Annotated in this window: 14 protein-coding genes; 2 read left to right on the top strand and 12 right to left on the bottom strand. The window is 48.5% G+C overall.

The window, feature by feature from the left end; translation table 11 throughout:
• Positions 1–233 precede the first annotated feature (233 nt).
• Positions 234–1,244: a LacI family DNA-binding transcriptional regulator gene (locus tag ACO9K6_RS15565; protein ID WP_424768472.1), complete on the top strand. Its 1,011-nt coding sequence runs from the start codon at positions 234–236 to the stop codon at positions 1,242–1,244.
• A 36-nt stretch (positions 1,245–1,280) separates the two neighbouring features.
• On the opposite strand, the gene ACO9K6_RS15560 is transcribed toward ACO9K6_RS15565, so the two are convergent.
• From ACO9K6_RS15560 to ACO9K6_RS15505, 12 genes are all read right to left on the bottom strand, one after another.
• The gene (locus tag ACO9K6_RS15560; protein WP_424768471.1) at positions 1,281–1,988 is read right to left on the bottom strand and encodes a DNA alkylation repair protein; all 708 of its coding nucleotides are present in this window, start codon (positions 1,986–1,988) and stop codon (positions 1,281–1,283) included.
• A gap of 286 nt (positions 1,989–2,274) precedes the next feature.
• Positions 2,275–3,849, bottom strand: coding sequence for an FAD-dependent oxidoreductase (locus tag ACO9K6_RS15555; protein ID WP_424768470.1), 1,575 nt, complete (start codon positions 3,847–3,849; stop codon positions 2,275–2,277).
• Complete coding sequence (locus tag ACO9K6_RS15550; protein ID WP_424768469.1) at positions 3,849–4,868, bottom strand: zinc-dependent alcohol dehydrogenase; 1,020 nt, start codon at positions 4,866–4,868, stop codon at positions 3,849–3,851. The genes ACO9K6_RS15555 and ACO9K6_RS15550 overlap by 1 nt, the downstream gene beginning before the upstream one ends.
• A 12-nt stretch (positions 4,869–4,880) precedes the next feature.
• Positions 4,881–7,139 (bottom strand): helix-turn-helix domain-containing protein, encoded by a 2,259-nt coding sequence (locus tag ACO9K6_RS15545; protein WP_424768505.1) that lies wholly within the window; start codon positions 7,137–7,139, stop codon positions 4,881–4,883.
• Positions 7,140–7,182: 43 nt separating this feature from the next.
• Positions 7,183–8,061 (bottom strand): carbohydrate ABC transporter permease, encoded by an 879-nt coding sequence (locus tag ACO9K6_RS15540; RefSeq protein ID WP_424768468.1) that lies wholly within the window; start codon positions 8,059–8,061, stop codon positions 7,183–7,185.
• Positions 8,055–9,017 carry an ABC transporter permease gene (locus tag ACO9K6_RS15535; RefSeq protein ID WP_424768467.1) on the bottom strand — a complete coding sequence of 321 codons (963 nt, stop codon included), beginning with the start codon at positions 9,015–9,017 and terminating at the stop codon, positions 8,055–8,057. Before ACO9K6_RS15535 ends, ACO9K6_RS15540 begins: the two co-directional genes overlap by 7 nt.
• 87 nt (positions 9,018–9,104) lie before the next feature.
• Positions 9,105–10,739, bottom strand: coding sequence for an extracellular solute-binding protein (locus tag ACO9K6_RS15530; protein WP_424768466.1), 1,635 nt, complete (start codon positions 10,737–10,739; stop codon positions 9,105–9,107).
• Between the two features lie 233 nt (positions 10,740–10,972).
• Positions 10,973–12,034: a Gfo/Idh/MocA family protein gene (locus ACO9K6_RS15525; RefSeq protein WP_424768465.1), complete on the bottom strand. Its 1,062-nt coding sequence runs from the start codon at positions 12,032–12,034 to the stop codon at positions 10,973–10,975.
• 13 nt (positions 12,035–12,047) lie between these two features.
• Positions 12,048–12,971, bottom strand: coding sequence for a Gfo/Idh/MocA family protein (locus ACO9K6_RS15520; RefSeq protein ID WP_424768464.1), 924 nt, complete (start codon positions 12,969–12,971; stop codon positions 12,048–12,050).
• Positions 12,972–13,099: 128 nt separating this feature from the next.
• Entirely contained in the window at positions 13,100–14,176 is a 1,077-nt protein-coding gene (locus ACO9K6_RS15515; RefSeq protein WP_424768463.1) for a dihydrodipicolinate synthase family protein, read from the bottom strand.
• Entirely contained in the window at positions 14,177–15,193 is a 1,017-nt protein-coding gene (locus ACO9K6_RS15510) for an NAD-dependent epimerase/dehydratase family protein (protein ID WP_424768462.1), read from the bottom strand. It abuts the gene before it with no gap.
• Positions 15,194–15,305: 112 nt separating this feature from the next.
• Positions 15,306–16,646 carry a hypothetical protein gene (locus tag ACO9K6_RS15505; RefSeq protein WP_424768461.1) on the bottom strand — a complete coding sequence of 447 codons (1,341 nt, stop codon included), beginning with the start codon at positions 16,644–16,646 and terminating at the stop codon, positions 15,306–15,308.
• Positions 16,647–16,808: 162 nt separating this feature from the next.
• Between ACO9K6_RS15505 and ACO9K6_RS15500 the strand changes: the two genes are divergently transcribed.
• Positions 16,809–17,807, top strand: coding sequence for an aldo/keto reductase (locus ACO9K6_RS15500; RefSeq protein ID WP_424768460.1), 999 nt, complete (start codon positions 16,809–16,811; stop codon positions 17,805–17,807).
• The last annotated feature ends 34 nt before the right edge of the window (positions 17,808–17,841 follow it).

Genomic DNA, 17,841 nt, shown 5'->3' with positions numbered 1-17,841 from the left:
ATAGCTTTTTTATTCCCTTAAATCAAACAATCATTCGTTTATCCGAAACGTTTCGGAAAAGAGGCAAAAAAATATGCTTACTCATTTTCGACGAAGCAATCTAACTTTCCAAAACGTTTCGGATAAGTTATAATCGAATTATAGATCATGATGAAAGCATTTACAAGAGTCAATTTATTTTTTAATTTTTATCATAATACATTAGATGTTTTTCAACATTTCGGAGGTATTGTATGGTTACGATTAAAGATATAGCTAAAGCTGCTAGTGTATCTGTTACTACAGTATCGCGTGCCTTGAACGGCTATAACGACGTTAACGAGGGCACTCGCCTCAAAATTAAGACTATAGCAGATCAGCTAGGTTATAGCCCTAATATGGCTGCAAGGTCGCTCATATCGAAAAAAACAAAAACACTTGGCCTCCTTCTCTCCAATGTTACAAGAGACAGCTCCAAAGACAATATCGCTTTCGAAGTACTTTGCGGAATAAACGATCGTTCAGGTGAACTCGATTATGACCTTGTCCTATTCAGTACAACACCTCAGAAACAAAAGGTTAAATCGTATAAAACATTATGCCAGGAACGAGGCGTAGACGGGGTTATCATCATGGGTATTCGATTAGACGATCCTTATTTGGAGGAAATCGTATCGTCTGATATTCCATGCGTGCTTATTGATATCACTCTTCAAGGGCCTAACGTTGGATATGTTACTTCGGATAATACAATGGGTGCTTTTGCAGCAACAAACCACCTGCTCGAATCGGGACATCGCCATATCGCCATGATAAACGGTCATGAGCAAGCAGCTGTAAGCCTGCTTAGGCTAGAGGGCTACCGTCAAGCACTGCAAAGCAGCAGTGTTCCCTTTGATGAAACACTTGTGCTGAATGGTTCATTTTCCGAGCATGGTGGGAGAGAGGCCGCACGACAAATATTGTCCAGCCGTCCTGAAGTGACTGCTTTATTTTGCGCAAGCGACTTAATGGCTCTCGGTGCTTTGCAGGGCGTCAAGGATATGGGAAAAAAGGTACCTGATGATATATCGATCATCGGCTTCGACAACATTGATTTGACGGCTTATTGCACACCCGCACTTACTACCGTTCACCAGCATAAATATGAGTTAGGCTCCCAAGCGGCGCAAATTCTTATCGAAATGCTCGAAGGTAAAGAAATCATTCACCATGTCATGCTTGGTACAGAACTCATGCTTAGAGACAGCGTACGCAATATTTAGTATCAACCAACTTCAAAACAAATCACGAAGAAACTATTAGCATCTTACATGCTTGCGTTTGAAGCCAAGCTGCTGTTTATCTATTGCCTTTTGAATTCGTTCAGAAGCGAGCAAAAAACTGCTTTTTTTCTTGTCCCGATTAACTTCTACCGGGCCTACTGCCAATGCGATCTCCATTGCTTTATCATGGAGCCGCATGTAGGATACCCCTACTGTGTAAATAAAATTATTCATCGCGTATTTCGTTCGTTCGGGAGCATCATGAATCGTATTTTTCACAGTTTCAAGCAGATTGGCCATTTTGCTTTCGGAAAATTCATCATCCGGCCGATTTCCCAAAAGCCAGCAGTAGCAGCTCCAGCCTGCAGACATTTTCAGTTCTTCTCCGCTAGCGATCCACTTGTCAGACACTTCTTGTGCAATATCGGCTTCTGCCAAAGTTACAGCAACAACATAGTCGGACAGCATATAAAAATAAGCTCCATCGATCCAACGTTCATAATCCGCTTCCGTCATCGCCTTGGGATCTGCAATAATTCCCGCAAAATACATCGCGTCGTAGTTCCCTGTAGCATAAAGCTGCTCAGCCAACGGTTGATTTATTTTTATTTTTTTGAAAATGGGCTTCATTTGACCTGTAGCAACACCAAAAAGCGGTTCCTGTGCGCCATTCGATTGGTAAATTTTTTTAGTTCGATCCTTGCCAAGAGCTTCAAGTTCCTGCATAACCATTTCTAAATTCATTGTTTTACACTCCCTTTTGAGATTCTACCGTCTTCTCCAACACCAGCTAAGATTTTATTTATCCTTAAAAATCGTTTTTCGCGTCAGTTTCACATCAACATCTAAATGAAGACAAGTATATGTTACCACTATTCTTATTTCTATTTCACCCTTCTTTACACAACAGAAGCTGCAGCCCATCCATACAAAAAATCCCCCTCCGCTATAATGTTTAAACACATTATCATCGAAGAGGGTTTGGTGTATACCAACTTATGTTGTCATAGAATATAGGAAATTCCCACTGCTAGACCGCATGAATGGAAGGCCATTGCAGTTCTACGCCAGCAGCCGTCAGCATGCGCTGATAAGCTGCCAAATGCTCTGGATTGCTGCGGACCTCGCGAGGGGAAATTCTATGCTCTATGCAATAGGAAGCCAAGAAACCGGACGACTCTCCGATATTCCACTCAACGGGATGCAGCCGGTAACAGCCGTTGGTAATATGCGTCGTGCCGATATTTTTACCAGCAGCAAGCAAATTGTTCACTCGGATAGGAATGAGACTTCCTAGCGGAATTTGAAAGGGCAGGCTTGATACATCAATATAGCTGCGAAGGCTGGTACTTGGGTGCAGGTCAATCCGATAGCAGCCGACGCCGACAGAATCAAAATACGACTCTGCTCGACCATCGGTCCTGCAGACAGGACTCAAATGCTGCTCTACCACCGTAAACTCTGCACGGATTCTCCGCGATTCGCGAATATACGGACGCTTGGCCAGCCCATCCTTTGTACCCGTCAAGTCAGGCCGCAGGCGCAGTCCAGGATAACCCGCTTTGCCGTCCGGACGCGGCGCTTCCGTCTGCAGCCAATACAGCAGTGACAGGCTTAGCTGCTTCGAGCCCTCGAGATGCTTGGCTCGTTCCTCTGCGCTGACATCGATAATGGAACCGAGCCAGTAATCATTTTGCGGCCAGTTGATAATAGTAGCATCACTCTCGAAGGTTCCCTCCACAAATTTCGAGCGGTCAATCATTCGCCTATACGCCCATAGCGAGAATGATTTGCCGTCAGGGAAAAAGCCATAGGTGACCGGCTCAAGCGAATGCGGGATCACGCCCGTCCAGCTTAACTGCTTATCCGGCCAGAAATCGGCCTGATATTCCCGCCAAAAATCATACTGCTCAGGCTTCGGAATCGTGAAATCCTGTCCTTCTATATAATCGACGGCAAAGCACCACGTAAACGCCTGCATATCATTCGGATCAGCCTCTCCGGCCAATGCGTCAGGCTCGCCGGTTTGCTGCGCCGATTCGGCTCCCGTCACATATTCCACCCCTGCCAGCGGAAGCACATCGCCTTCCTCCGTCGCATCCAGAAAATAATCGGCTGTGAGCACCACCATCTCTCCCGTACGCTCGTCACGAGCATGGATCGCTCTTACCACATCTCCATCCGTTTCCGCTTGTATCGCGATGTGATTGTCTAATATCCTCAATCTCCCGCTATGCACATAAGGAGCCAGCATATCGCGAAGGACGGCCAGCGCTGTTCTCGGCTCATGAGAGATGCCGCTTACGATCGCATTGCCAGGATTAAAATGCCGCTCGGCGCGCGCAGCCTCCGTCAAAGGGAAGTGCCGGCGGTAATACTCCCGCACTCTGCTGCGGAACTCCCGATAGCTGGCCGTACAGCCAAACTGTTCGATCCAAGGATGCTCATCCGGCGGAACGGCTTGACTCGTAAGCTGACCGCCAATCCAATCTGTCTCTTCCGTCATGACTACCCGCCGTCCGGCTCTTGCGGCTGCCAAGGCTGCAGCGCAGCCTCCCATGCCGCCGCCGATAATGACGATATCTGCTTTGATGTAATTGTTCATCAGCTTTCCTCGCTCTCCCCGTTCACGTATTTCAGCAGCGTACCGAGCACAGCACCCGGCTTCAAATAATTCGCATAAGCTTCCTCCGCCCGCTCCAGGGGAAAGATGTGAGAGATCAGCGAATCAACTTGAATGCGTTCTTCCGCCAAGAGACGAATATATTCCCCAATATTCCGACCTTCTGTCCAGCGCACAAAACCAATGGGATAATCCCGGTTATCCCTTTCATAGCTTGCGTCATATCTGCCGGGGCCGCCGGCGCGGGAAATAAGCACCTCTGCTTCCTTCCCGAACATTAGTCCTCTGGAGAAGGAGGTCGATAAATCGCCCACAATGACGATTTTCCCTTTGTCGCGAATCCATTTAAACGAGCGATTAATTAGCTCTTCCCCAGGTCCGGCCGCGCACAAGAGAACACAGTCGGCGCCATGGCCGCCCACAGCCTTCTCCAGATGCTCCTCCAGCAGCTCCTCATTTGCATAGGCATGCTTCATTCCATGCTGCTTTAACAGCTGAACGCGTTCGGCATTGAGGTCCATACCCGCGACGCGGAATGCTGCTGCCGAGGCAATTTGCGCCATGATTTGCCCCAATATGCCAAGCCCCACGACAATAGCCGATTCCCCGAATCGAAGGTCGGCCGTACGAAGCGCATGGATCGCGATGGCTCCAAGCCCCGCGAAAGCGGCATCCTGCGGGCGGACATGCTCTGGCACGACTGCCGTCAGATTAGCCGGCACGTTCATCCATTCCGCGTGACGAACATAAGGCGCGCCATAGCAAGCAACTCTTTGCCCCTCCTGCAAGCCGGTAACGTCTTCTCCAATCTGGTCTATAATGCCCACAGCGCTATACCCCAGCACAACCGGCTGCTCCGCTGCCCGTTTAATAAAGGTCATTTCCGTTCCGGGGCTGATGGCGGAATATTCGGTACGAATCCGCACATGCCCCGCCGGAGGATTCGTATTTTCAATTTCTGTGATGATGATTTTTCCGCTCTGCGTAGCAACCGCTCTCACTATGATCTCCTCCTATGTACCCGTTTTCTTCCGATATTCGCTCGGAGAAATGCCGCAATATTTTTTAAAGGTGGTCGTGAACGTCGAGGAATTCAAATACCCTGTCTTTTCCCCGATTTCCGAGATGCTGAGATCCGTATTTTTCAAAAATTCCTTCGCATGCGATAATTTAACCTTGTTAAGATACTCTATATAATTGACCCCAAATGCCTTCTTGAAATAATTCGAAAAATATTTCGGGCTCGTATCGAGTACCTCTGCCATATGATCAAGATATAGACTCTCCATGTAGTGCAGCTCGATATATTGCGCGATAAAGGCCGGATTCAGCTTGCTTGCGCCATTCTGATTGCGATGGCTTGCAATAAACTGCAGCGCTTTAATAAGTGCAGTCTGCATGTCTTTATAGTCATACGCATGGTCCACCCTCTGGCAAAAATCCATTTCAAGCTGATGAAGCTGCCTCGCCTCTATTCCGGAAAGCTCGTTATGCTGAACCATATGGAAAAAGATGCTTTTCGCGACATGGGCAAGCTGATGATGATGAATATTCCGCTCCGCATTCTCGCTCATAATCTCTTGCACAATCCGTATTCCTTCATTTGTTTTCCCGCTCAGCAAGCAGTTCGACAGCTTCTCAATTTTCTCAAATGGAAAATAAAGCTCGGTCGTGTAGCGAATCGTCTCCATATCGACAATGGGCCGTGTGGGATTCACATGCCGGCATACCCTGCCGTTCATGACTTCCGTATAGGCCGCATGGCTGTTCGTTATTTTGGAATCGTACAACCTGCTGACGCATGCCCAGAGCGAATAACCTTTAAATACGTCCTTCTCGGCATGCCTAATAAAGGCTTCCAATCGATCCAGCACCGTTTTCCGGTCCGAAGCCTGATTAATGCCGATAAGAGCGATAAATTGCAGATTGCTCATATGATATACAAGGGAATTCATTTTACTATCCTGTAATCCAGCTTGGATCATCTCCGTCATGTCTTCCATCTGGAGGTCGCCGTTTTGTTCGCTTTCAGCACTCCGCTTCAGCTGCAGGACAGCCATGACAAATTGCCGATCTTTGAAGAAATGCGGATAATATTTCTGCATTTGAATTTCATATTCCCGCGAATGGGAATGACCATCGAGCATTTGCAGGAAAACCCCTCTGCGAATTTCCGTATCCACAAAGTCGATTTGTTTCTTCAAGGATTCGTTCTCCGTCTGCACCTTGACGATCCCGCTGTAAATTTTCCGGAAATCATTTCCCTTGACGACGCCTCCCCCCAGCAGTCCCAAAATATCCTTAACCGGTCTGTATAAATAAATACTAAGCAAAGCAGCTAACAAGACGGCGCATATAATCGCGCTAATCATAATCATAAGATTCGCACTGTTAACTGGGCCGATATTTTGGAATTGATAAGGCACCTTATCGATATAAATAAAACTGTTATAATTCGATTTGTAAAAGTTGTATTCGATGTTCTCCCGGGTCAGAGATGCCTCCCTTGCAGGATTGAAATAGACATCGTTCAGCACCTCGATCAGATCCAAGTCATTTTCCGTACTGAGAATGATATTGCGATTCTGGTCCAGTACAATAAGGGACGCCCCCGGGATCATCGCCTTGCGATCAATTTCATTCAGCAGCTTGTCGACATTAATGATCACCATAATGTTTTTGTCGGACATTTCTAACTTATTGCCGTCCATGGCGATCATCAGCTTCCGATTTCTTTGTAAGCTCGTGCCCGCCGAAATCGCGAAATGGTCTGCAGGGAACACCGTGAAGATATGCTTCGTACGCGCAAACGCCCTCCAGTATTCCGCATTATACATCTCATGGCGATAATTGCTATGAAAGAGAACATTCATATCGCTCGTACCCTTGGAGGTAATAGCCAGGTTCGAATGATCATAAAAAACGACCACATCTTCAATAAAGTCATAGGAGGATGCCAGCGTCGCAATATGATTTTGCAGCATATATACCTTCGTCATATCGATCCGCCCATCCTCGTGGGTGTCCAAATCGCCATAAGGCAGTCCGTGGATCGTAAAGATCAAATTATTAACCGCTGTAAAGCTGCTGTCGAAGGATTGAATAATATTTTTGACCACTAAACTATTGTTTTCCGTTACTTTGTCGTAGATGCCCGATATTGAGTTTCGGTAGACGACATAGGTAGATACGAACATAATAATGATGACCAGCAGCAAGGCGAAAAAAATTTGCAGCAAGCCTCGGTTAGCGATCAGCTTATTCACAAGCATCACCTCTTTGGATGTCATCCCCACATATTCCACACCCGGCGGTTTATCCCTTCTCCGAGCCCAGCATTACTCCTTTGGCAAAATATTTCTGAGCGAAAGGATAAATCATCAGCACCGGAATCATCGACAATACAATCGTCGCGTTCTTCATCGCTTGCGGCGCTAATGCGGAGGCATCGACCAAGCTTGGGTTATTGCCTCCCTCATTAAAGATGAGCATATCCCTCAGCACGACCTGAAGCGGATAAAGCGCAGCGTCATTCAAATAAATCATCGGGATAAAGAAGCTGTTCCAATGTCCCATAAAATAAAAGAGCCCGATAGAGGCTAGTGCCGGCTTCGACAACGGAAGGATAATATTGAACAGAATGCGGTATTCCGACGCCCCATCCACGACCGCCGATTCCCGCAGGGAGCTCGACATATTCTCGTAAAAGCTCTTCAGAATGAGCAGCTCAAATGTCCAAATCGCATTCGGCAGCACAATCGCCCATACCGAATCAATCATTCCCAGCTTCTGTACGATGAGATAATTCGGAATAATGCCGGGATTCAGGAACATCGTAATGACAATTGCAATCATAAAAAATTTGCGGCCAAAAAAGGTCTTCCGCGCAAGCGGATAAGCAGCGACCGCCGTAATCAATAAATTAATGAATGTGCCAAGAGTCGTATAATAGATCGTATTCAAATAAGCTCTTGGTATACGAGTATCATCCAGCACCTGTTTATAGGCCTCGAAATTCAAGCCCCTCGGAAACAAAAACACTTGTCCCTGCACCACGTAGGAGGAGTCGCTAAGTGATATGGCCGTAATATAAAGAACCGGGTACACGGTGGATATAGCCAGACAGATTAATACCATCGTATTGAAGATCTGAAAGATAGAAACTTTCCGAAGACTGAGGTCCTTCATTACCATAACCCCCCGCTTCCCAGTCTTTTGCTTAAATAATTGGCCGAGAGCAGCATGATCATCGCGACAAGCGCTTCAAATAAGCCGACTGCCGCAGCATAGCTGTAATTGCTCTCCAGCAGCCCTTTTCGATAGACATAAGTAGAAAATACATCGGCGACTTCATAGGTCATTGGATTATAAAGCAGGAGCACCTTTTCATACCCAATCCGAATCATTGAGCCGGTCTTCAAAATAAACATGATGATAATCGTCGGCATGATGCCTGGGAGCGTAATATGCCACATCATATGACGACGCGAGGCACCGTCCACCTTCGCCGCTTCATACAAGGTAGGGCTGATGCCAGCGATAGCGGCCATAAAAATGATCGCTTCATAGCCTACGGAAGACCAAATATCGGAAACCACATAAATCGATCGGAACCAGCTAGGGTCGATCAGAAAATATATTTTTTCAAAACCTAACGCCGCCAGCAGTTGGTTGAATATACCTTGGTTAGGGGATAAAAAATCGATAATCATGCTGCTTATAATGACGACCGACAAAAACGCAGGCAGATAGCTTAGCGTTTGAACGGATTTTTTAAACCATTTCACTCTAACCTCATTCAGCAATAGCGCTAAAATAATTGGAAACCAAAACCCGATAATTAATGTGTAGAAGCCGAGCAAAAGTGTGTTTTTGAACAGCAGCCAAAAATCACTGCTCGCAAAAAACTTGCTGAAATGCTTAAGCCCAACCCATTCGCTTTCCAGAATACCCGTAAATACACTGTAATCCTTAAAAGCGATAATCATCCCATACAGCGGACCATATCGAAATAATCCGTAAAAAATAATACAGGGGATAAACAAGATCAGCAGCTGCCGGTCCCGTTTCATATGTCGAAGCATCGAGATGAAGCCTGTTTTCAACGATTTACGAGATGGCGTTGGATTGATCTCAGTTCCAGCTTGCATCGCGATGATACCTCCTAGATATGGCCGGCGACATCCGGATCAAGAACAACCGAATGCCGCCAGCCCGTTATTTTAACTCACGTTTCATTAATTCCCTGCATCATATCTTTGTTGAGCCGCATTATAAATGTCGGCAAGCTGAGAGGAGCCCATCTTCTCCGCATTCTTCTGCCAATCCAGCCACTGCTGCTCTCCATACGATTTGTCGAGGATGTACTTCACATTAAATTCATTGGCCGATTTCAGAAGAGACGTATGAATTTCGGCAATTTTGGCGTTCTCCTCGTCAGTAAAAGCTAAGATTGGATCAATCGGCTCAAAGTTATTTGCTGCAAGACGTTTGTCCTGCGCTTCCTGCTCTTTTTCTGTATAGTTGTAGTACACGCTGCGCGGATCAGAGTTTACATACATGCCCTGCAGCCATAGACCATACCTTTCTTCCAGCACGCTGATGTCGACCAGAGGCACGTCGGTCAGCTCCGGATACACTGCTTTGCCGTCAGCGCCAATCGTGAACGTTTCGCCTTCTACACCCATTGTGACAAGCGTCGCGCCGGATGGGCTGGTCAAGTAATCGAGCAGCTTAAGCGCGGCTTCTTTATTGTCATTATTGGCAACGGCAATACTAAAGCCATCGACGATTTTGCCAAGCGTGACGCCATTGCCTGTCGGACCGACCGGGTTGCCGTAACGAAGGTTATATTCTGGATTAGTGGCCTGAACCTGGTTGTAGAACAGATCCAGACGACCGATCCAGTCCCAAGTAACAAACGACTTGTCGTTCGTCATTTTAGCCGTCCAGGAGTCTGATGTATCCGTTATAAATTCCGGATCAAGCAGGCCTTCGTTGTACAGCTTCTTCATGAAGTCGAGCATTTCTTTGTGCTCCGGCTGTACCGATGCGTATTTCCAAGCCTTCGCGCTCTCATCATAGTAAGTTGGATAGGAATGGCCGCCAATGCCCCAGCCGTAAGCCCAATCCCGGAAAATAAACTCTTTGTTCTTGGAAGCGTACGGATAAGAATCCGGATAAGCTTCTTTCAGCTGCTTAAGCGCTTGATAGAATTCATCTGTATTTGTCCATTCCTTAATGCCATGTTTGTCGAAAATATCTTTGCGGAACAAGAAGCCATGGTTAACGTCGCGGCTAATGTTCGCAACCGGCCAGGTGTACAGCTTGCCGCTGCCATCGGCGAAGGATTTCATGACCCAGTCATTTTCCTCCATATACATCCTCTTGAAGTTAGGCAGCATATCCGCGTGTTCATTAATCGCAACAACCGCATTTTGCTGACCGATTTTCTTCAATTCAGCAGGCGTCAACCCGTGGAAAATGTCAGGAAGCTTGCCTGAGGCAACGGTAACCTTCAGCTTATCGGCATAGGTTGCAGCGGAATAAGGCTGGAAGTTAATTGTAATTCCTGTGCGCTTCTCGATTTCCTTCGCGAACAGCTTCTCATTCAAGCCCGTGTTCTCGCTTACGACCATCCATGTAATAGTCGTTGGCTTGTCAACTAGCGGTAGCACAAGTCCCCCGGTATCACCGTAATCGGTCGCAGGCTCTGCCGGCGGATCCGTCGCATCGTTTGTCGAGCCTCCTGCATTCGTAGGCGCATTCGTCGCTGATCCCTCATTGCTTCCTCCGTTGTTCCCTGCGCAGGCGGCCAACATGGTAATAAACATCGCTAAAACCAGCACAACGCTTAGCAGCTTTCTTGACATTTCTTATTCCTCCCTTTTTTTGTTTTCCCCGAGTCAATTCCCATCATAATAGCGCTCTCATTATTCGTAAATATGATGATTTCAGCGGTCTCTTATTTTATCTAGACAATTTTGTGAAAACCACTGAAAGCCTTGTAAAATCAAGGTTTTTCAGTGTGTGGAAAATGATAAAGCGATAGAAATATATAAAAAATAGAAGGAATTTCAACAAGAGCAAAAGCGGATTTTCCCGTTTATGAAAAGGAAATTTCCCGGCCCGTTTCAGCAGACTCATAAATGGCGCAAAGGATTTTCATCAGATCCACGCCATCCTCCACCGGACTTAACGTCGTTTGCAGGCCAAGCGTGCTATCCACAAAGTGAGCGACCTCGCTGCGGAAGGCGCCTGCGAAGTCATAGGAGAGATTATCCACCTGCGGCGTTATATTCAAAATGGTATTATGCTTCTCAGTCACAATAGACAATTCCGGCTCAAGCTCCGCCCCACCCTTATCTCCATAGAGCTTGACGTAAAGCTCATCTTTTTTTGCATGCAGCGTGAAGCTGACATCCACATAGAGTGAAGCACCGTTCTCGAAGCGGATTAACGCGTTCGCCATATCCTCGACCGTGTTTAACGTTGCGTCGTAATCTGACGCCTTGTAGAAGGAAAGGTTTTGGATGTTGGAGCGGTTGCCCAGTCTGTTGTAGCTGTTGCCGCTAACGGATTTGACCTTTGGCTTGCCCATTAGATACCAGCAAATATCAATAATATGCACGCCCAGATCAATTAGAGGGCCGCCGCCAGAGCGCTCCAAATCGGCAAACCAACCTCCTGGGTTTCCTAATCTGCGGAGACAGGAAGCTTTAGCGTAATAAATCTCGCCGAGCTCGGAGGCATCGATATGCTGCTTTAGAAGCTTCGTGTTGCTGCCATAGCGTCTAACAAAGCCCACCTGCAGTATTTTTCCGTTCCTGCGGACGGCTTCCTCTACCTGCAGCGCTTCCTCCACGGTTTTGCAAAGCGGCTTCTCCACGAGCACATGCTTTCCCGCGTTGAGAGCAGCGATACTAATCTCCGCATGGGAGTTGTTCCAGGTGCAAATGCTTACCGCATGAATTTCCGGGAGCGCCAGCAGCTCATTGTAATCGGTGAAAACCTGCGCTGCACCGTACTGCGCTGCTTTTTTGCGTGCCCGCTCCTCGTTCAAATCGCAAATCGCGTAGATTTCCACCTCCGGATGTTCCTTGTAGCCTCCCAGATGAAATTCCGAGATAGAGCCTGCGCCGATGACGCCTATTTTTAATTTTTCCATTTTCATTCGCCTCCTATAGTAGGTGTTTGGAAGTGATAAGTTGAACAGTCGTCCCCTTGGCTCGGCTCTCCTCGGCCGCTTCAAGAAAACGGATAATTTCCAGCGTTTCCTCGCTGTCCAGCGGAGGCTGACCCGTCGTAAACAAAAGCATGACCTGCTCCACCAGGCTTGCATAATAAGGCCTTGCCGCGGAGTTAATATCCACGCAGGCGCTTCCTTCCTTCCGATGCACTAGCGCGCCAAACGAATAATTGCCGCTCCGGTTGCCTCTTGCTGTTCCGATGCGCCCGTCGCTCCATCTTCCCGTGATGAGCTCATGCGCATCGGTAGAGATTACCGCTACCTGCTCGCAGCCCGGCCCCATAAGAGCAAAGAGCATTTCCGCGGCGTGGATGCCGTACCAGAAGTAATGCGACTGCGTAGATTGGATTTCCATTGGTCCATATACATCCGCACCGATGATGCCGCCCGCTCCTTCGCGATCAAGCTCCGCGCACAGAGCGTCCGCATAGCGCAGCGAGGAGCTGCTCATCAAAGGTATGTGATGTTTAGCTGCAATTTGTACGATTTCTTCGGCAGCCGCTGAGCTTAAAGCGAGCGGCTTATCAATGAACACCGGCTTTCCGTAAGGAGCGATCGCTTTGAATTGCTCCAAGTGCACTCGTCCATCTACGGATTCCAGCAGGATCGCATCACTGCCTGCGGCAACCTCCTCGAGCGTATCGACGATTTGAACACCGTACTGCTGCCTCATCTCGTTGGCATACTTGTCTACACGATCCATACTAAGCGGGAAATCCGGCGAGCCTCCCCGGTAGGCGATCGTCACCCTGCCGCCTGCAACATGATACGGGTGGGACGAATCGTTCAGCAGCTTTGTGAAAGCAGTGGCATGCGAGGTGTCGAGACCGATCATGCCAATTCGGATTTCATTCATTTTTATTTCTCCTCAATTAGAGATTTGTCCCGGTGTTCTGTCAGACGCCGAAGAGCAACTGCCGCGAGCAGCGATGCACCAAGAGGAATACATCCCTCATTCAGCGTGTACTTTGGACATTTTAACGATTACGTTTCTGTCAGCCATTCCTGTAAGTGCTGCTTCACAAAATCATCATCGTGAAGATGCGGATAATCGTTATACATGCGCTCAATTTCATCCGCTTGACCCGGCGATAGCGTCTCATGCGGATTCAAGCACCAAATACCTTTCATAAGCCCTTGTCTGCGCAGCACCTCGTGGATGCCCGGAATGCAGCCGGCAAATTGGTGAGCGGGATCGAAGAAAGCGGCATTGGTATCCGTCACCTGAACGTTCCAAGTAAGCCACTCCTTGGAAATGTGCTCTTTTCCCCGATGGCGCTTGATTTCCTCCAGCAGCTCTACCGCTTTGCGCGTCCATACCGCCCAGTGCCCGAGTAACCCTCCTACAATCGCTTTTTCCACCAATGTGCCATTTACGTTGAACCGATAGGTCGTAAGCAAATCATTTACTATGTTATCGTCATTCCCAGTATAGAGAGCGATTTCATCGCGGCGGCTGGAGTAGCAAACCGCGCGCACGACATCCAGCGTCTGATAACGGTTGAATGGTGCCATCTTAATGGCGACGACATTCGGTATTTCCGCGAATGCCTTCCAGAAGTCAAAGCTGAATATTTTGCCCCCGACGGAATGCTGCAAATAAAAGCCGATAACAGGGATTTGCTCCGCTATTTGCTCCGTACGCTTCAGCAGCTCCATTTCGCTTAGTCCGGAAAGCCCGCCCATACTGAGAAGAGCGGCATCATAACCTAACCCAAGAGCCGTTTGGACCTCCTCCAAAGCCTGCTCCATCGGCCCGCAAATGCCCGCCACCTTTATAAACGGCCGATCAAGCTGCGCTTTCTCTATTTCCTCTGCCGCCATCCGCAGCACCGGATCGTACAAGTTAAATTGTTTATCGCGAATTTCAAATTGCGTAGAATGCACGCCGACGGCGATACCGCCTGCCCCGGAAGCGGCATAATAACGGGTCAGCGCCCGCTGATAACGTTCATCCAGCTTGCGATTTTCATCCAAAGCAAGAGGATGAGCAGGAATAACCAAGCCTTCATGAAGTGACTTAGTCAATGCTGGTGCTAATGTTCGTATGATTGCGCTCAATTAGAACTTCCCCTTTCTCTCTTGGAAATGCGTTGGTTTGTTCCAGGTATGCCCGCCGGCCTGCACCCATCCCGCGACCCAGTCGATCATTTGCAGCATGGATACGCGAGGGTAGTTAAATAGTTGATGGGATTTGGAGGCATTGCTCAGCAGAGCGGTATCCGCTTCCGTTCCCACAAAAGACGCTTCCTTGCCCATTCTGCTTGCCAGCTCCTGAGCAGCCCAGCGGATGGACATCGTTTCCGGTCCCGTTATATTGAGAACAGCAGGCGGATTTGAGGTTTGCGTCAGGCAGCGCAGCGCCATTTCATTGGCATCCCCCTGCCAAATCACATTCGCATGGCCCATCGCCAGATTAATAGGGCGGCCTTCATTAACGGACCTTGCCAGCTCCAGCAGCACCCCGTAACGCATATCGATCGCATAGTTCAACCGGTAGATCGCCATAGGCGTTCCATTCCGATGAGCAAAATATTCAAACACCCGCTCCCGGCCCAAGCAAGACTGCGCATACTCGCCAAGCGGCTCCGGCGTGGCCGCTTCATTAACGCCTCCACTGCCAACCGGTGAAAAAGGATACACATTGCCGGAAGAAAACACGACAATTCGCGAATCCTTATACTTCTCCGCCACTCTGCCCGGCAAATAAGCGTTCATCGCCCATGTAAAATACTCCCGCCCCGTTGTTCCAAACTTGTTGCCTGCCATATAAATAACATTTTTCACCTCTGGCAGCCGGTTCAGCTCTTCATCGTTCAGCAGATCGCAGGAGATTGTTTCGACACCCGCCTCTTCAAGCTCACGTCTGGCCTCTTCATTCGAGAACCGCGAAACGCCAATTACACGCTTGTTCAAGCCGCCTTCCCGGATCGCATTGACCGCGAGCCTGGCCAAGCTTGGTCCCATTTTTCCACCGACGCCAAGCACAATAATATCTCCATCTACCGCGCTTAAATCAGCAATGAGCTGCGCAGACGGCTTCGCCAATTCATCCTCTAATTGCTGAACCGTTATCATAATTGCAATCGCCTCCCTATGTGATTTCCTGTTTCCATCATAACGAGGGATTATATATAAAGACAAATCTTTAAATCGTCTTTAAATAGATTAAAAAACAACCCGCGGAGCATCACGGGTTGTTCGGCAAAAATGAAATACGGAAAATTTGTCTCGGCCTGCCTCGAGGCACCTTTTCCATGCCTGAGATTTCGACAAGCTCATGATCGATCCACAGCAGCAGCAGACGATGTGCGCTTCTTACAGTAATACCAAGTAATGCCGCAAGCTCATGCACTTTGTATTCATCTTTGCCGAACCGAGCTTTATGGTGAAGCAGCTTGCTCAGGTAAGCGCTGGTCATGCCGGCATTTTCCGCTTGCTTGATCAGCTCCGCGTCCGTGTAGGGCAGCACGTCCCGAATCGGATCGGCCATCTCCAGCGGACCGATGAGCGTGCCGTCCTCCCTTACAATAAAGCAGGCATTCCCCCCGGCTTCCTTCGCTTTGCGCATTGCCATTCTCGCATTTGTTCCCGCTGCGCTTGCTGATCGGCCGAAGCCGATTCCGATGCTTAAGGAAATGCCATGGGTTTTGCTCATATCCTTCGCAAGAGGAATCGTCTTGTAGCCCCCCGATTCCATCTCGAATATACCGCGCGTTGTGAAGAAAAGATACTCATCTCCGCCCAGATGCGTCAAATAGCCGTCAAGCGATTCCACATAATCGAGCACCATGCGATGAATATCCAGCTTCAGCTTCTGAACCTCATGTTCATTGCTGCGTCTTAACGCCATTTTGCCAAACTCATCGATATTGATCATACCCACGACAATTTGCGCTTCCCTGCTGCGGCGCGTCTCTGTGGATAATAGAGCGCGCTCCAACGATACAATAATATCCTGCTCAGACGGAACCAGCCATTCGTTCGGTATCCCAAGCCCGGTTAATTGCTTCGCCACAGATTCTACGCCGGTAAAAGCAATCGAGCATCCCCCTGCCTCATGTTGAGCCTGATGAAACGCAACAAGCTTGTCCTTCGGCGCATACGCCGGGCCGTCGTAAATCACCAAAGAGGTTCCGCCTAAGCCTGAATCCTTTAAGGTGCGATGGACCATCGTTTCCGTCAACGTGTCCACCGATATGCCGCCGCTCAGCTTACCGGCAAGCTGCGCTTTGAAGAGCGCTTTATATAATCCGGCATCCGTGATCGGGACATGAAGCACCGGTATCGGCACACTAAGCCGCTCCTTCACCTTGCGATGGGAACGCGAATCCGATAACAGCATAACCTCGACTTCATCGCTTAACCGCTCAGCAAGCGCTGCCGCTTCATCTTCATGCTGATAAACAACCGGCACCGCCGTGAACGAGGGAAACGTCTCTATGATCCGCAATATTTTGTCCACGACTTCCCGCGAGCCGATAATGCCGATTGGAATCTGATGGGTTTGATCGCGGTTAATAACCGACATGGCGCTTCACTCCTGACCGAATCACATTTGCACAATTTAGATTTGTTAAGTAAATCATAACGGATAAGAAAAATTTGGCAAGCGGCAGTTCGGAAAGGGAGCCTTCTCGTGGTAGTATATAAACGAAGGATCAATCCTATCACTAACCCTCAGGAGGTCTATATGGATTACGTCTATTTAGGAAGAACCGGGCTGCAGGTATCCCGATTTTGTTTGGGCACGATGACTTACGGCGATTGGGATCTAGATGAAAAGACATCCTTATCGATCATTCATCGGGTCTTAGATTCAGGCATTAATTTTATCGATACAGCAGATACCTACGGCAAGGGATCAAGCGAGGAGATCATCGGCAAGGCGCTGCGAGGACGCCGGGATCAAGTAATTGTAGCTACGAAGTTCAAGGTGCGCACAGCAGAAGGTCCGAATGGGGAAGGCGCAAGCCGCTATCGTATTATGAGACAGGTAGAGGCTAGCCTCAAGCGGCTGAATACAGACTACATTGATTTGTATCAAGTACATCGACCCGATCCGAACACGCCGCTGGACGAGACACTCCGCGCGCTGGATGATCTGGTGACACAAGGCAAAGTCAGATATATCGGCTGCTCCAATTTCGAAGCATGGCGGATCGTCGAGTCACTCTGGGTCAGCGATAGGATGAACTTAGAGAGGTTCGTAACGAATCAGCCTTCCTACAATATGTTCAACCGCTATATTGAGCAAGAAATTCTGCCTGCAAGCGAGCGGCATGGGTTAGCGACGTTAGCGTATTCTCCGCTCGATGGCGGCTGGCTTTCCGGGAAGTATCGTGCCGAACAGCCTATGCCGGGCAATTCCCGCGGGGAGCGCATGAATCCCGACTCGCCCGAAAACAGCGCCAAACTACAGCAGGTCGAGCAGCTTGCCCAGTTGGCCGAGGCAAAAGGTTTGCAGCTTGGACAATTCGCTTTAGCTTGGCTGCTGCACCGTCCGAGCGTCATTCCGGTCGTTGGCATCCGAAATGAGAAGCAGCTGGAAAGTAATTTGCAGGCTTTGCAGCTAAAGCTGACGGAGGAAGATTTGGAGCAGGTAGATCGGATTGTGGCGAGTCCCTATAAAGACTTCTCCCAGGACGGCAGCTTCTGGTTTGAAGAGCCGCGGGCTTACCGGTTTAAATAACAACAGCATATCGAAACTATTATGATTTTACTCA

The organism is Paenibacillus praedii (genome assembly GCF_049725345.1).
Taxonomy (GTDB): domain Bacteria; phylum Bacillota; class Bacilli; order Paenibacillales; family Paenibacillaceae; genus Pristimantibacillus.
Note: the sequence above shows the minus strand (reverse complement) of the source record. Positions and strands in the feature narration are given on the sequence as shown.

Bases quoted from the DNA above. Each gene is read 5' to 3' on its own strand.
- ACO9K6_RS15565 (WP_424768472.1), top strand. From the start codon at position 234: ATGGTTACGATTAAAGATATAGCTAAAGCTGCTAGTGTATCTGTTACT.
- ACO9K6_RS15560 (WP_424768471.1), bottom strand. From the start codon at position 1,988: ATGAATTTAGAAATGGTTATGCAGGAACTTGAAGCTCTTGGCAAGGAT.
- ACO9K6_RS15555 (WP_424768470.1), bottom strand. From the start codon at position 3,849: ATGAACAATTACATCAAAGCAGATATCGTCATTATCGGCGGCGGCATG.
- ACO9K6_RS15545 (WP_424768505.1), bottom strand. From the start codon at position 7,139: ATGCTTGTGAATAAGCTGATCGCTAACCGAGGCTTGCTGCAAATTTTT.
- ACO9K6_RS15540 (WP_424768468.1), bottom strand. From the start codon at position 8,061: ATGGTAATGAAGGACCTCAGTCTTCGGAAAGTTTCTATCTTTCAGATC.
- ACO9K6_RS15535 (WP_424768467.1), bottom strand. From the start codon at position 9,017: ATGCAAGCTGGAACTGAGATCAATCCAACGCCATCTCGTAAATCGTTG.
- ACO9K6_RS15530 (WP_424768466.1), bottom strand. From the start codon at position 10,739: ATGTCAAGAAAGCTGCTAAGCGTTGTGCTGGTTTTAGCGATGTTTATT.
- ACO9K6_RS15525 (WP_424768465.1), bottom strand. From the start codon at position 12,034: ATGGAAAAATTAAAAATAGGCGTCATCGGCGCAGGCTCTATCTCGGAA.
- ACO9K6_RS15520 (WP_424768464.1), bottom strand. From the start codon at position 12,971: ATGAATGAAATCCGAATTGGCATGATCGGTCTCGACACCTCGCATGCC.
- ACO9K6_RS15510 (WP_424768462.1), bottom strand. From the start codon at position 15,193: ATGATAACGGTTCAGCAATTAGAGGATGAATTGGCGAAGCCGTCTGCG.
- ACO9K6_RS15505 (WP_424768461.1), bottom strand. From the start codon at position 16,646: ATGTCGGTTATTAACCGCGATCAAACCCATCAGATTCCAATCGGCATT.
- ACO9K6_RS15500 (WP_424768460.1), top strand. From the start codon at position 16,809: ATGGATTACGTCTATTTAGGAAGAACCGGGCTGCAGGTATCCCGATTT.